This is a genomic window from Pseudomonas sp. E141, from assembly GCF_052659885.1.
This window is the reverse complement of record NZ_CP084024.1, coordinates 2,997,549-3,011,612: the sequence shown is the minus strand read 5'-3', so window position 1 is coordinate 3,011,612 and position 14,064 is coordinate 2,997,549. Positions and strand designations below refer to the sequence as shown.

Annotated in this window: 12 protein-coding genes and 1 pseudogene; 6 read left to right on the top strand and 7 right to left on the bottom strand. The window is 59.2% G+C overall.

Translation table 11 applies throughout. From position 1 onward, the window contains the following. Positions 1-86: 86 nt before the first annotated feature. The 3 genes and pseudogenes from GKKCFE_RS13440 (at position 87) to GKKCFE_RS13430 (ending at position 4,018) form a co-directional block, all read left to right on the top strand. Positions 87-2,444, top strand: a complete 2,358-nt coding sequence (locus GKKCFE_RS13440) for an efflux RND transporter permease subunit (protein WP_445578040.1) — start codon at positions 87-89, stop codon at positions 2,442-2,444. A 218-nt stretch (positions 2,445-2,662) separates the two neighbouring features. Continuing rightward, positions 2,663-3,382, top strand: a pseudogene (locus GKKCFE_RS13435) (PAS domain-containing protein); the annotation flags it as partial. A gap of 141 nt (positions 3,383-3,523) precedes the next feature. Then, positions 3,524-4,018 carry a methyl-accepting chemotaxis protein gene (locus GKKCFE_RS13430; RefSeq protein ID WP_370695198.1) on the top strand — a complete coding sequence of 165 codons (495 nt, stop codon included), beginning with the start codon at positions 3,524-3,526 and terminating at the stop codon, positions 4,016-4,018. 24 nt (positions 4,019-4,042) lie between these two features. On the opposite strand, the gene GKKCFE_RS13425 is transcribed toward GKKCFE_RS13430, so the two are convergent. From GKKCFE_RS13425 to napE, 5 genes are read right to left on the bottom strand one after another with little or no spacing between them, the layout of a single operon-like run. Then, a complete protein-coding gene (locus tag GKKCFE_RS13425; protein ID WP_013692861.1) occupies positions 4,043-4,639 on the bottom strand; it encodes a cytochrome c3 family protein in 597 nt (198 codons plus the stop codon). A gap of 9 nt (positions 4,640-4,648) precedes the next feature. Continuing rightward, positions 4,649-5,134: a nitrate reductase cytochrome c-type subunit gene (locus GKKCFE_RS13420; RefSeq protein WP_445577996.1), complete on the bottom strand. Its 486-nt coding sequence runs from the start codon at positions 5,132-5,134 to the stop codon at positions 4,649-4,651. Between the two features lie 11 nt (positions 5,135-5,145). Then, complete coding sequence (gene napA / locus GKKCFE_RS13415; RefSeq protein ID WP_139049864.1) at positions 5,146-7,650, bottom strand: nitrate reductase catalytic subunit NapA; 2,505 nt, start codon at positions 7,648-7,650, stop codon at positions 5,146-5,148. Next, the gene (locus tag GKKCFE_RS13410; RefSeq protein WP_047225633.1) at positions 7,647-7,907 is read right to left on the bottom strand and encodes a chaperone NapD; all 261 of its coding nucleotides are present in this window, start codon (positions 7,905-7,907) and stop codon (positions 7,647-7,649) included. Before GKKCFE_RS13410 ends, napA begins: the two co-directional genes overlap by 4 nt. Before the next feature lie 36 nt (positions 7,908-7,943). Next, positions 7,944-8,111 (bottom strand): periplasmic nitrate reductase, NapE protein, encoded by a 168-nt coding sequence (napE, locus tag GKKCFE_RS13405; protein WP_047225634.1) that lies wholly within the window; start codon positions 8,109-8,111, stop codon positions 7,944-7,946. A gap of 255 nt (positions 8,112-8,366) precedes the next feature. Here napE and GKKCFE_RS13400 point away from each other — a divergent pair, with 255 nt between their 5' ends. Next, a complete protein-coding gene (locus tag GKKCFE_RS13400) occupies positions 8,367-9,689 on the top strand; it encodes an APC family permease (protein WP_139050065.1) in 1,323 nt (440 codons plus the stop codon). 136 nt (positions 9,690-9,825) lie between these two features. Further along, complete coding sequence (locus GKKCFE_RS13395) at positions 9,826-10,605, top strand: EAL domain-containing protein (RefSeq protein WP_417691967.1); 780 nt, start codon at positions 9,826-9,828, stop codon at positions 10,603-10,605. Positions 10,606-10,675: 70 nt separating this feature from the next. Here the strand turns inward: GKKCFE_RS13395 and GKKCFE_RS13390 are convergent, their stop codons facing one another. Then, positions 10,676-11,878, bottom strand: coding sequence for an MFS transporter (locus tag GKKCFE_RS13390; protein WP_445578039.1), 1,203 nt, complete (start codon positions 11,876-11,878; stop codon positions 10,676-10,678). 145 nt (positions 11,879-12,023) lie between these two features. On the opposite strand from GKKCFE_RS13390, the gene GKKCFE_RS13385 reads away from it, so the two are divergent. Then, entirely contained in the window at positions 12,024-12,998 is a 975-nt protein-coding gene (locus GKKCFE_RS13385) for a LysR family transcriptional regulator (RefSeq protein ID WP_445577995.1), read from the top strand. A 47-nt stretch (positions 12,999-13,045) separates the two neighbouring features. On the opposite strand, the gene GKKCFE_RS13380 is transcribed toward GKKCFE_RS13385, so the two are convergent. Beyond that, positions 13,046-14,038: a DMT family transporter gene (locus tag GKKCFE_RS13380; protein WP_445577994.1), complete on the bottom strand. Its 993-nt coding sequence runs from the start codon at positions 14,036-14,038 to the stop codon at positions 13,046-13,048. Positions 14,039-14,064 lie beyond the last annotated feature (26 nt).

The window sequence follows — 14,064 nt, the reverse complement described above, 5'->3', positions numbered from 1 at the left end:
AGTCCGATGTGAACGACCATAATCCCGCCCTCGAACAGCAAGTGGTAATCGCCCGTCTGGAGGATTTCGATCCGCGTTCCGGAAACATGGGCGAGCGGGCGATCTTCAATCATCGCCCCTGGGTGATTCTGCTCTGCCTGCTGGCCACCCTGGTGCTGGGTTACCAGGCCAGCAAGATCGGTCTCAATGCCAGTTTCGAAAAAACCATTCCGACGTCGCACCCTTACGTCGCCAATTTCCTTGAGCGACGCAGCGAATTGAGCGGCCTGGGTAACTCAGTGCGCATTGCCGTGGCGGTCAAGGACGGCAACATCTTCGACAAGGATTACCTCGACGTTCTCGCCAGGCTCAACGACGAGATCTATTTGCTGCCGGGTGTCGACAAGCCTTATATGAAGTCGCTCTGGACGCCGACCACGCGCTGGACGGCCGTGACAGAGGAGGGCCTTGATGGCGGCACGGTGATCCCGGACACCTATGACGGTTCTGCCGCCAGTCTGGAGCAGGTGCGCACCAACGTTGCCCGCTCCGGCGAGATCGGCCAACTGGTGGCGGGCAACTTCCAGTCCAGCGTGATATTCGTGCCGCTGCTGGAAATCAATCCCGTGACCGGCAAGGCGCTGGATGCCGGCGAATTTTCCCGGCAGCTGGAAGCGTTGCGCGACAAATACCAGAGCGATCGAATCCAGATCCACATCACCGGGTTCACCAAGATCATCGGCGACCTGATTGCCGGACTGGTCCAGGTCATGCTGTTTTTCGTGGTTGCCGTGCTGGTGACGGTCGTGGTGCTCTACTGGTACACCCGTTGTGCCCGCAGCACCGCGCTGGTGGTGCTCTGCTCCCTGGTGGCGGTGCTCTGGCAGGTCGGGCTGCTCGCCAGCCTCGGTTACGACCTGGATCCCTATTCGGCGCTGGTGCCTTTTCTGGTGTTCGCCATCGGCATGAGCCACGGCGCGCAGAAGATGAACGGCATCATGCAGGACATCGGTCGTGGCACGCACCGGGTGGTCGCCGCGCGTTATACCTTCCGCCGCTTGTTTGCCGCCGGCATGACCGCGTTGCTTTGTGATGCGGTGGGGTTCGCGGTGCTGATGGTGATCAAGATCCGCGTGATCCAGGACCTGGCGATTACCGCCAGCATCGGCGTGGCGGTGCTGATCTTCACCAACCTGATCCTGCTGCCGATTCTGCTCAGCTATATCGGTGTCGGCGCCAAGGCGGCCGAGCGCAGCTTGCGGGCCGAAACCGCTGAGTTGAAAGCAAACGTCAAGCATCCGCTCTGGAGTTTCCTCGACCTGTTCACCCGGCGCTCCTGGGCTTACGGCGCTTGCCTGGTGGGCCTGGCGCTGGCGGTCGGCGGTTTCGCCGTCAGCCTGCACCTGAAAATCGGCGATCTGGACCCAGGCGCTCCGGAGCTGCGTCCAGACTCGCGCTACAACCGCGATGCGGCTTTCATGACGCAGAACTACGCGGCCAGTTCAGACATTTTCGTGGTCATGGTCAAAACCCCGGAAGACCAGTGCACCCGCTATCCGACCCTGGCGGCGGTGGATGCTTTGGCCTGGCAACTGGAGCAATTGCCGGGCGTCGAGTCGACCAACTCCATGGCCGCCCTGAGCAAGATCGCCGCCGCCGGGTACAACGAGGGCAACTTCAAATGGTACGAGTTGATTCCCAATGACGGGGCCCTCGGCGCGGTACAGACCCGTGCGCCGCGTGAGCTGTTCAACCAGGGCTGTTCGTTGCTCTCGCTTTACGTCTACCTGGCCGACCACAAGGCTGACACTCTGGAGCGGGTGGTGCAGACCAGCGAAGCCTTTATCGCCCAGCAGCAACTGCCGGACGTGAAGTTCATGCTCGCTGCGGGGAGCGCCGGCATCGAGGCGGCGACCAACATTGTGGTGAAGAAGGCCATGCGCGAGATGCTGTTCTGGGTCTACGGTGCCGTGATCCTGCTTTGCTGGGTGACCTTCCGTTCCTGGCGCGCGGTACTCGCCGCGGTGCTGCCGCTGATGCTCACCTCGATCCTCTGCGAGGCGCTGATGGTGGGGCTGGGCATGGGCGTGAAGGTGGCCACCTTGCCGGTGATCGCCCTCGGGGTGGGCATCGGCGTCGATTACGCGCTTTACGTGCTGAGCGTGATCCTGACCCACATGCGCGCCGGCGCCTCGCTGTCCGAAGCCTATTACCGCGCGCTACTGTTCACCGGCAAGGTGGTTCTGCTGACCGGCGTCACCCTGGCTATCGCCGTGGCGACCTGGGCTTTCTCGCCGATCAAGTTCCAGGCCGACATGGGCATCCTGCTGGCCTTCATGTTCCTGGTGAACATGCTCGGCGCGCTGATCCTGTTGCCGGCACTGGCGTACTTCCTGTTGCCACAAAGGCTGTTCGCAAAAAAGCCTGAGGCCGCCGGCGTGTTGCAGCCGGTCGGGGAGGACTGACTGACGGTCCGCTGGCAACCGAAGGGCCAGACCAGGCAAGCCAATGCGGCTTGCCTGGTCTGGCCATTTCCACTATCCGATGGAGACAAGTCAAAACGGTTTTTCTGCCGTTTATCTGGCGTCAAAACATAATCTTTCACGCCGTATTTAGCCTTCAGCCAACTCGCCGATACCCTCAATAAGGTCCGATCGATTTGTGGGTTCGCCGAGGGTACGTCATGTTTAATTCAACGCTGAAAAGTGAATTGATGGCTAGGACAGCCGAATTGGCAACGTACAAAGGATTGGTGGGTGCTCTGGAGCGGTCGATGGCCGTTGTGGAGTTCAGCCCAGATGGCAAGGTACTGCGCGCCAATGAGAATTTCTTGCATACGATGGGGCATCGGGCAGATCAACTGGCCGGTATGTCTCATCGGGATTTCTGCACGCCCGCGCTGGTCAGCAGCGCCGAGTATCGTCAGTTCTGGGACCGCCTGCGGTCCGGTCAATTCGTGTCCGGCACTTTTCAGCGAGTCAATGGCAAGGGTGGGAATGTCTGGCTGGAGGCCAGCTATAACCCGGTAGTGGACGAACAAGGCCGCGTTGTAAAAGTGGTCAAATATGCACTCGACGTCACCGCGCGGGTAGCAAACGAGGCGCAAACCCAAGGCAAGCTGGCCGCACTCGATCGCGCTATGGCGGTGATCGAATTCGATTTGAACGGCAACATCCTGACCGCTAACGACAACTTCCTCAGTGTCATGAATTACTCGCTGGCGGAACTCAAAGGCAAGCACCACCGGCTGTTCTGCGAGCAGGAGCTAGTGAGCAGCTCCGAATACAGCGATTTCTGGCGTCGCCTCAATAGCGGTGAATTTTTCAGTGGTCAATTCAAACGTCTGGGCAAGCACGGCAAGGTTGTCTGGTTGGAGGCCAGTTACAACCCGGTCTACGATGCCGAAGGCAAGCTGAGCAAAATCATCAAGTTCGCCAGTGACATCAGCGAACGAGTCGAGAAATTCGAAGAGGATTCGCGCGGCGCTTCCCGTGCCTACCACATCTCTGCCGAGACCGAGAAAGTCGCTGAACAGGGCTCGCAAGTGATTCAGCAGACGGCCAAGGAAATGCGCCAGATCGCTGACAATATCGGGGCCTCTGCACGATTGGTCGGCCAGTTGGGCGCGCGTTCTGAAGAGATCACGGCCATCGTCAATACCATTCGCGGCATCGCCGACCAGACCAACCTGCTTGCCCTTAACGCGGCCATCGAAGCGGCGCGGGCCGGCGATCAAGGGAGAGGGTTTGCGGTGGTCGCCGATGAAGTCCGGCAACTGGCCGGGCGCACCAGCCGTTCGACGGCCGAGATTGCCGAGATGATCGGCCTGATTCTGTCTGAAACCCGTGACGCCGTCGCCAGCATGACGGTGACCCAGGAGGGCGCCCTGCGTGGCGTAACCCTGGCCGATCAGGCCGGATCGGTTATTCTGCAGATCAGAACCGGTACCAGTGACGCACTCGAAGCGGTGAGCATGTTTGCCTCCAAACTCGATGAGTCCGAGGTCATCCCGAAAACGGCCATCGGCTGGGTAGGTTGAAGCGTATGGGCGGCCCGAACCTCCTCACCAGCCTTTGACGCCGCTCATATCAGGCAACTTGTGGGCGATGCCCTTGTGGCAATCGATGCAGGTTGCCTCGCCATTGGCCAGTGAGGTCGAGTGCATGCTCGAGGCGCGCTTGCTTTGCCGGGTGAAGTCCATGAATTCGAAGTTGTGACAATTGCGGCATTCTCGCGAGTCGTTGGCCTTGAGTCGGGCCCATTCGTGCTCGGCCAGTTCACGTCGCAGGGCGAGGAATTTGTCGCGGGTGTCGATGGTACCGAAAATCTTGCCCCAGACCTCCTTGGAGGCCTGCATCTTGCGCGCGATCTTATGGGTCCACTCGTGTGGCACGTGACAGTCCGGACAACTGGCGCGTACGCCGGAGCGGTTGGTGTAGTGGATCGTGTCCTTGAGCTCGACAAACACGTTGTCACGCATTTCATGGCAGGACACGCAGAACGTCTCGGTATTGGTCGCCTCCAGGGCAGTGTTGAAGCCGCCCCAGAAAACGATACCGGCGATAAAGCCCCCAAGCGTCAGGAAACCCAGGCTGTAATACAGGCTCGGACGACGCAGGACGCCCCAGTAGTCCTTGAGCAAGGCGAACAGTGCTTTCATGTTGCCTCCTCAAGGTTTCTTCGTGGCGTTGGCGTTGTCTAGCAGCAGTTTGTCGATTGTCTCGAAATTGTTTCCCACCAAAGGCTTCACGTCCGCCTGCGGTACATGGCACTGGTTGCAGAAGTACCGACGTGGTGAGACGGCCGCCAGCGCTTGGCCATCGCGGTCCATGTAGTGGGTGATGCTGATCATCGTTGCCTGGGTCCGTGCGCTGTTGGCACGGCTGTGACAGGACAGGCACTTGTTGCCGTTCGCGTCGACCTGATAGCCACGGATGGTGTGGGGAATGGTCGGCGGCTGGTCCGGGTAATTACGCTCGCGTTTGAGGTCTTTGTTTTCTTCATCGGTAATGGGCGGGGCGGGCATGTTCTGGGACAGAGTGCCGCCGGGGCGACGCCCATCCGGAGCTGGCGCGTCGAGCGGGTAGTTGATTTCAGCCGCGATCACCACGCCAATCGCGGCAAGCAGAAACAAGGGCAGCATTCGAAAAAGCATCAGGGTTCTCCTCAGGCCACGCTGACCAACTCGATGCGTATCGCGCACTTTTTGTAGTCGGTTTGCTTGGAGATCGGGTCGGTGGCATCGAGCGTGACCTTGTTGATCAGCTTGTTGGCGTCGAAAAACGGCACGAATACCAATCCTTGAGGCGGCTTGTTGCGCCCGCGGGTTTCGATGCGCGCACGGATCTCACCGCGTCGGCTGATCAGCTTCACTTCACTGCCGCGCCGTGCTTTCAAGGCCTTGGCATCCTCGGGATGCATGTACACCAGCGCATCCGGCACGGCTTTGTAGAGTTCTTCGACTCGCTGGGTCATGCTGCCCGTGTGCCAGTGTTCAAGAACGCGCCCGGTGCTCAGCCAGAACGGGTAGTCCGCATCCGGTGCCTCGGCCGGCGGTTCGTAGGGGAGGGCGAAAATGATCGCCTTCTTGTCCGGATAGCCATAGAACTGCACCTCGCTGCCTTTCTCCACATAGGGGTCCAGCCCCTCGCGATAACGCCAGCGGGTTTCCTTGCCATCCACCACCGGCCAGCGCAGGCCCCGTTCACTGTGGTAACGGTCAAACGCGGCAAGGTCATGTCCATGGCCGCGACCGAATTGGGCGTACTCCTCGAACAGCCCCTTCTGCGGGTAAAACCCAAAGGCCTTGGCTTCATCGTTTTTGTAGCCGGCTTCCAACTGCTCGACGGGGAACTGGTCCACCTGGCCATTTTTGAACAGCACCTCGAAGAGGGTCTTGCCCTTGAGCTCAGGTGCCTTGGCGAGCAATTCGGCGGGCCAGGTTTCATCGGTGGTGAAGCGCTTGGAAAATTCCATCAACTGCCACAGGTCCGACCGGGCGTCTCCCGGTGCCGTCACCAACTGATGCCAGAATTGCGTGCGTCGTTCAGCGTTACCGAAGGCGCCTTCCTTCTCCACCCACATGGCGCTGGGCAGAATCAGGTCGGCGGCCTGGGCGGAAACGGTGGGGTAGACGTCGGAGACAATCATGAAATTGTCCGGGTTGCGCCAACCCGGCAGGACTTCCTGCATGATGTTCGGTCCGGCCTGCATGTTGTTGCTGGCCTGGGTCCAGCACACGTTGAGCACACCGTCCTTGAGCATGCGGCTCTGTTCCACCGCGTGGAAGCCGGGCTTTTCCTGGATGGTGCCGGCGGGCAGCTTCCAGATTTTCTCGGCGGTGGCGCGATGCTTGGGATTGGTGACCACCAGGTCGGCCGGTAGTCGGTGGGAAAAAGTCCCCACTTCACGTGCCGTGCCACAGGCCGACGGTTGACCGGTCAACGAGAACGGGCTATTGCCCGGCTCACTGATCTTGCCGGTAAGCAGGTGGATGTTGTAGATCAGGTTGTTGGCCCAGACGCCACGCGTGTGCTGGTTGAACCCCATGGTCCAGAACGACACGACCTTACGCTTGGGGTCGGCATACAACTGCGCCAGGCTTTTCAGTCGCTCAGGTGCAACCCCCGTCTCCCTGGCGGTTCGCTCCAGCGTGTAAGGCTTGACGAAGGCGGCGTACGCCTCGAAGTCAATATCCGTCCAGGTGTTGGCCTTGCCGGCATTCTTCGCGCTGGTTTCCCGTGGGTCGTCAGGACGCAGGCCGTAGCCGATGTCGTCGGCACCCCGGGCAAAGCGAGTGTGCTTGCTGATGAAATCCTGGTTCACCGCGCCGCTTTCAATGATGTGGTTGGCGATGTAGTTAAGAATCAGCAGGTCGGTTTGCGGCTTGAACACCATGGGGATGTCGGCCAACTCGAAACTGCGATGTTCGAAGGTGGACAGCACCGCCACTTTCACATGGGGCTGGCTCAGGCGGCGATCGGTGACCCGGCTCCAGAGCACCGGGTGCATCTCGGCCATGTTCGAGCCCCAGAGCACGAAGGCATCGGTGGCTTCGATGTCGTCATAACAACCCATGGGTTCATCGGCGCCAAAGGTGCGCATGAAACCCATCACCGCCGAGGCCATGCAATGGCGGGCGTTGGGGTCGATGTTGTTGGTGCGAAAGCCGGCCTTCATCAGTTTGTTGGCGGCGTAGCCTTCCCAGACCGTCCACTGTCCGGAGCCGAACATACCGACCGATTCCGGCCCCTTGCTTTTCAGGGCCTGCTTGAACTTCAGCTCCATGATGTCGAAGGCTTGCTCCCAACTGACCGGCTGGAATTCGCCCTGCTTGTCGTACTGACCGTTCTTCATGCGCAACAGCGGCTGGGTCAGGCGATCGACGCCATACATGATCTTTGAAAGAAAATAGCCTTTCACGCAGTTGAGCCCACGATTGACTTCGGCCTTCACGTCGCCATGGGTGGCGACCACCCGGTTATCCCGGGTCGCGACCATCACGCTGCACCCGGTGCCACAGAACCGGCAAGGCGCCTTGTTCCAGTCCAGGGTGACCATGTCCGCTTCGGTCACCAGGTTGCTGGCAGAGGTTACGATCGGCAGGCCCGCAGCGGCGGCTGCAATGGCGGCGGCCTGGGTCTTGACGAATGCACGGCGGGTCATGCTCATTCGATGTCTCCTTCGGGCTCGAGGAGTTCGTGATAGATCAACGCCGCGTTGAGTACGCCGGGCAGGTTGTTGATCTGGTCGATGCGTTGCAGGATCTGGTCTTCATGCACGGCTTCAAGCACTACCACCAGTTTTCCGGCGGCACTTTCCTGATGCAGCTCCAGGCCATCGAGCAGGCGCAGGTTGGCCTTGACCGCGTCGAACATCTCCGGTCGGGCAAGTACGACAAGACTGGCGATATGCAGGGTTTCGTCCATGAACGGGCTCCAATAGCCTCAAGAAAAAGCCACCGGTCAGTGGGGAGGGCCAGGAGGGCCATACAGCATCTGGAAAAACCAGACGAGGAAACCGTAGCCGCCGACGATGGCGACCGACAGCAGCGGAAAGAGGAACACGACAAGGAAGAGGAACAGCCGGGTTTCCTTGCGGCGTTCAGGTTTGCGTTCTTCAGCCAACGACATTGGGGCTTCTCCAGCCGAACCTGCGTTGATACTAGATCACGATTGCTGGACTGGCCTGTTTGCCCGATTTTGCTTTCGACCAACGGTCCCACCAAGGGCCAGTAAATGACTCTGACGATTGACCCGGACGGCGCGATGATGGGGAACATTTCTGAACTTTCACTGGGCAAATACTTCCACTACTCAGAGAGTCATACCACTGCCTGGCGCAACGCGAGGTACCCAACACGTGCATGTTTGAAGCAGAGCCAGAATATGAAAGTAACGCCCCCTAAATCCCGGACCTCCTTGCGCCGGGCGGTGACAGGACCGATGCTGTTTCTTTTCATTCTTGGCGATGTACTCGGCGCCGGTGTTTATGCGCTCGCCGGCACGATCGCGGGGGAGGTGGGCGGCGCGATCTGGGTGCCGTTGCTGGTCGCATTATTCTTCGCAATGCTGACGGCCGGTTCGTATGCGGAGCTGGTCACCAAATACCCCCATGCGGGAGCGGCGTCGGTGTATGCCGAGAAGGCATTCAAGTCACCGCTTATTTCGTTTTTGGTCGGGTTCTGCATGCTGGCTGCGGCTGTCACAAGCGCTGCCGGTCTTTCGCTGGCTTTCGCGGGTGATTATCTGGGCGCATTTGTTCAGGTCTCACCGCACGTCGCGGCCCTGGTGTTTCTGGTGGTCATAGCGCTCTTGAATGCCAGGGGAATAAAAGAGTCTCTGGGGGCGAATCTGGTGATGACGCTCATAGAACTGTCAGGCCTGATTCTGGTCGTTGTGGCTGCCGCCTGGTTTTTCCGTTCCGGTGATGCTCACCTGGAAGCCGCGTTGCAATTCAAGCCGGGGGTCAGTCCGATGCTGGCGGTGTTGGGGGCGGCATTGCTGGCCTTCTATTCGTTTGTCGGCTTTGAAACATCCGCCAATCTGGCTGAGGAAATACGTGATGTTCGAAAGGTCTATCCGCGCGCCTTATTTGCGGCATTGTTGACCGCCGGGGTCGTCTACATGGCCGTTGGTGTCGCAGCCTCTTCAGTGCTGCCGATGGAGCAACTGGTCGCAACGTCGGCCCCGTTGCTGGAAGTCGTCCGGGCATCGGGATTGAACATTCCACCTCGCGTGTTTGCCTTTATCGCGCTCATTGCCGTGGCCAACGGAGCGTTGCTGACTCTGATCATGGCCAGTCGACTCGCCTATGGAATGGCGTGTCTGGGGCTGTTGCCGGAGGCCTTGGCGCAGGTACTGCCCAACAGACGTACGCCTTGGGTCGCTATCATCGCCACGACCCTTGTATCTATTGCGTTGACACTGACCGGCACCCTTGCTGCATTGGCCCAGACAGTTGTTCTGCTGTTGCTTTTCGTATTCCTCAGCACAAATCTGGCGGTATTGGTGTTAAGGCGTGACACGGTTGAGGAAGCGCATTTTCGGGTGCCTACCTGGGTGCCCGTTCTGGCTATCGTTTCGTGTTTGATATTGCTCAGTCAGCAAAGCCTGGAAACCTGGCTTCGCGGTGCAGCCTTGATGGTTGTCGGAATATTGCTTTACGCCTGCACGCGTATCGCGATGCCCGTGGCGATAAAGCCTGGCTAGCGGGCTGGAGGAGTCCCGTCGGTAATCATGGACTCAAACGTCCTCCAGAAAGCTCGGACTGTGCCGATTCAAACGGTGTCGACTACAGTTCCTTGCATGTGCAGGGGATGCCCCGTTAAGCAACGGAATACTGATCATGACCCAAGACTCCTCCGACCCAGCCTTCAAATCCCTCGGTTGCGCCGAATGCCGCAACCATGAGGCGCTGGGGTTCGACTTCACAATGGCCTTTCAACCCATCTTCAATGTACGAACGCGCACCGCGTTCGCTTATGAGGCGTTGGTGCGGGGCGTCAATGGCGAATCGGCAGGCTACATTCTTGGACTGGTCAATGACGGTAACCGCTACCGGTTCGACCAGGCGTGTCGCGTGAAGGCGATCGAGGAAGCCGCCCGGCTGGGCATTCTGGACATTGCCGATTGCCTGCTCAGCATCAATTTCCTGCCCAATGCCGTGTACAGGCCCGAGACCTGTATCCGGGCAACCCTGGAAGCCGCACGTAATACAAACTTCCCGCCAAACCGACTCATGTTCGAAGTGACGGAAGGCGAGAAAGTGGTAGATCCTGAGCACCTCAAGTCGATTTTCGTGGAGTACGAGCGCCAGGGTTTCACCACCGCCATTGACGATTTCGGCTCCGGTTACTCAGGGCTCAATCTGCTGGCCATGTTTCAGCCGCAAGTGCTGAAGATTGATATGGCGTTGACTCGCACGATTGATCAAGACACCGTCAAGCAAGCGATTGTCGAGGGTATCGTCCTGGTCGCCAAACGCCTGGGCATTACCGTCATAGCCGAGGGCATTGAGACGCGTGGGGAAAGCGCCGCGCTCCTGGAGCTGGGTATCGATCTGATGCAGGGATACCTGTTCGCAAGACCCGAGGTCGGTCGCCTCCCGCCTGGCTGTTTTGACTGAGGTGTACGGGGCGTTCACGGGCTGTTCCGAAGACAGCTTTTTTGTTCGCTGGGTGAGATGGCAGAGGCTTTTACAGTTTTTGTCGGCCGTGGTTGAGCCAGCGGGAAGCGCCCAATATATAAAAGGCTCCTCCCGCGATAATAAAGAGCGCGAGCATGTAGAAAATGCTGTGGGGCGGTTGCGTGGCCAGGACCACGCCGCAGAGCAACGGCCCGGCTGCGGCCCCCAGGTTGCCGAGGTTCTGCGCGGCGTAGTACATGCCGCGCAGATGGTTGGGCGCGATGTTGTCGATGAACATGTATTCCGCGGGGAATACGATTATTTCCCCGACAGTGAATACAGCCATGGACATCACCCAGAACATCACCGAGTTGGACAGGGCGAAACCGGCCAGGCCCATGAGGAACATTCCCAGCCCGGCCAGCAGCCAAAGATTCAGATGCCGATGGGATATTTTCTTGCCGATGGAATATTGCAAGCTGATCACCATCAGCGCATTGGTCGTGACGATAGCGCTGATGATTCGGTAGGTGTTCTCCGGCGTGGTTGTAACCACCAGATACTGCGAGAGATAGGCGGTGAACTGGCCGAAGACCACGGCGCTGAGCAGGCCGCCAAGGGTGAAACATACCAGCCGGTAGTCGTGAAGCAGAACCTTGCCCACCGCCAGGAAAGGCACAGGCGCCTGGCCTGCGTCGACGGGGGCGGAATGTCTGTCGCCCCAAACGAAGTAAATGAGAAAGAAGCCGGCACCGAGCCCGGCAGACAATAGAAAGGGCAAGCTGATCCCTAGCTTGGCAATTCCCGCCCCGAGAAACGGTCCGACGGCATAGCCGATGTTGGTCAGCGTGTATTTGATCGAGAACACTTCGCTGCGTTCGGCGGCGGGGAGCAAGCTGCCAAATCCCGCTTTGACCGCTATATCGATGACGGCATATGCCAGATTGATCAGCACCAGGCAGATGAAAAAAAGCCAGAGTTCGCGCGTCACGACTGCCCCAAGGAACCCCAGGCTGAACAACCCACTGAACCCCAGAATGAGTCGGTAGCTGGAGAGCCTGTCAACCAGGAAACCGCCATAGAGGCTCAATAGCGATCCAATGATCAGTGTGCTGCCGATGACCACTCCGATATCCGCCACACCCATGGCGAAGTTTTCGGACAGATAGATAACCAGATAGGGCAGCGTGATCGCTCGGCTCAACGTCAGTATCGAAGACGCGCAAAGCAGCAAGTTGACGGTCGTGGGGTAGTTTCTAAGGGTAGCGAGCATCCTTGCCTCTTTGTTCAATCGATCATTGCCAGGGGCGCAGCGTGGCGCAATACGCTCGCGGCAAGTTTACTGAGGAATCCAGTTCTGATTTATGATGGATTTTCCATTGCAGGTTGAACTTAATTCATCAATAACAGGACGCCTAATGTTTTCCTCCGAGCGATTGAAGGGGATCGATGTCTTTGTCTGCGTCGCCGAATCCGGCAGCTTCAAGGCCGCCGCAGAGCGGATGAGCCTCACGGGCTCGGCCATCAGCAAAAGCGTCGCCCGTCTGGAGAGCCGTCTTGGCGCTCGATTGTTCGATCGCACCACCCGGCGGGTATCGCTGACGGACGCTGGGACGGCGTTCTATCGCACCTGCACGGGGGTGCTTGCAGACCTTGAAGAGGCCGAGCTGTCGCTGCGTGCTGAAGACGCCGAGCCACAGGGCAGGGTCCGGCTTGACCTTCCGGCAGCCTTTGGTCGTTCGCAAGTGATGCCCATCATCTTGCGGTGTATCCAGGACTATCCGCGGCTGGTGCCGCACATCTCGTTCACGGATCGTTTCATCGACCCTCTCCAGGAAGGCGTGGATATCGTCGTCACCATTGGCGGCTCACAGGTTTGGCCAGACGCGCTGGGGCATCGTTACCTGGGTCGTGAGTGGCATGTCTTCTGTGCTTCACCCGTGTACTTGGCCAAGCATGGCATCCCCATGACCGATCGCGATCTGGAACATCACCAGTGCATCGCCTACGGCTGGCCGGACGGCAAGCTCAGTCCGTGGAATTTTGCCGGTGAGCGTCCCGGCGAGACGGTAAGAAAGCAGGTGTCGCCAGCGTTGGTCGTGGGGGACGGTGAAGGGCTGGTTGCTGCGGTATCGGCCGGGTGCGGGATTGCACAGTTACCTTCATGGTTGATCCAGCGGCAGCTTGAGGAGGGCACGTTGATTGAGGTGCTTGCCCATCTGGCAACCGACGGAATGGTGATCAACCTTGCCTGGCAGAAAAGCCGTGAGAAGCTTCCCAAGGTCAGTGCCTTGCTGGAAGCACTTGCGGCCAATTTGTGTCAGCCGGTAGGTGGCAAGCCGCGCCACGGCCATCGGCCTGAAGTCAATTCCCGCAAGGCCGTGGACGTATAGTCCAGCAGATCATGGCAGCAGCGAAACGATGATCAGTGAAAGATGCATCACCGGGTGCGCCTGGCGATGTTCTCCTCGTGTCGGGCGCGGTCGGTCGATTCGCTGGATGTCAGGATGATACGCACGGCCACAACCACGCCGACAAGAACACCGGCTAGCCCTGAGGTTTCCCAAAGAGTGGGCAGTCGCTGATGAAACATCAGGCCCAGTATCGTCGCGAAGAGTGACTCCAGGGATATCAGCTGCCCGCTAAGCACCATGGGCAGGCGACGGGACGCGGCATTCCACGCCCAGGCCCCGACGACCGACGACATCAGCGCGATAAAGAGCCCCCAGGCATATAACGGCCCAGCCACGGAAACACTGAAACCCAGACTTGGCAGTTTCAGAAGATCAAGCACCAGTACGGCGGGTAAGGCGATCAAGGTGCCCAGCCCGGCGCCTGCCATCATCAAGCCGGTCCAGGCCCCTGATGCGTTGACGGCAAGTTTTTCCAGGCCCCTTTGATTCAACGCGGCGAATACGAGCCAGAGGATCACTGCGCTGATTGAAAAGAACAGCCCCTTGCGCCAGGCATTGTCGCCAGTTGGGAGGTGATTGAGACTGCCGACGTTCAACAGCAACAGCCCGCCAGTCATCAACGCCAGTGGTATCGCGAGCTTGCGCCATTCGAGGGTTCTGCTCGTGGCGTTGCCGAGCGCGGCCTGCAGAAGCGGCACCATGCCAATAAGCGCCGGGGTCAGTACCGGCCCTCCGTAAATCACTCCGGCGGCAATGCAAGTGCTATAGCCGAGGTACCCGATAATTCCCAGGCTTGCGCCAAGAAGCTGCTGTTCGCGGCTCAGGCGTCGAAGTCGAGCTCGATAGAACACCATGACGCCCACACCCAGCGTCCCGGCGATCAGAAACCGAACGATCATCAAGTCGTAGATCGAATAGGCACCGGTGACGTAGGGCGCTACGAAATTCAAGGCCCAACTCAGAGTGGCGACGACGGCGAGGGCCACGCCTGCGGTGGTGTTTGAGTCATTCCTGAGCATCGGTCTATCCATGAGACATTCAGCTC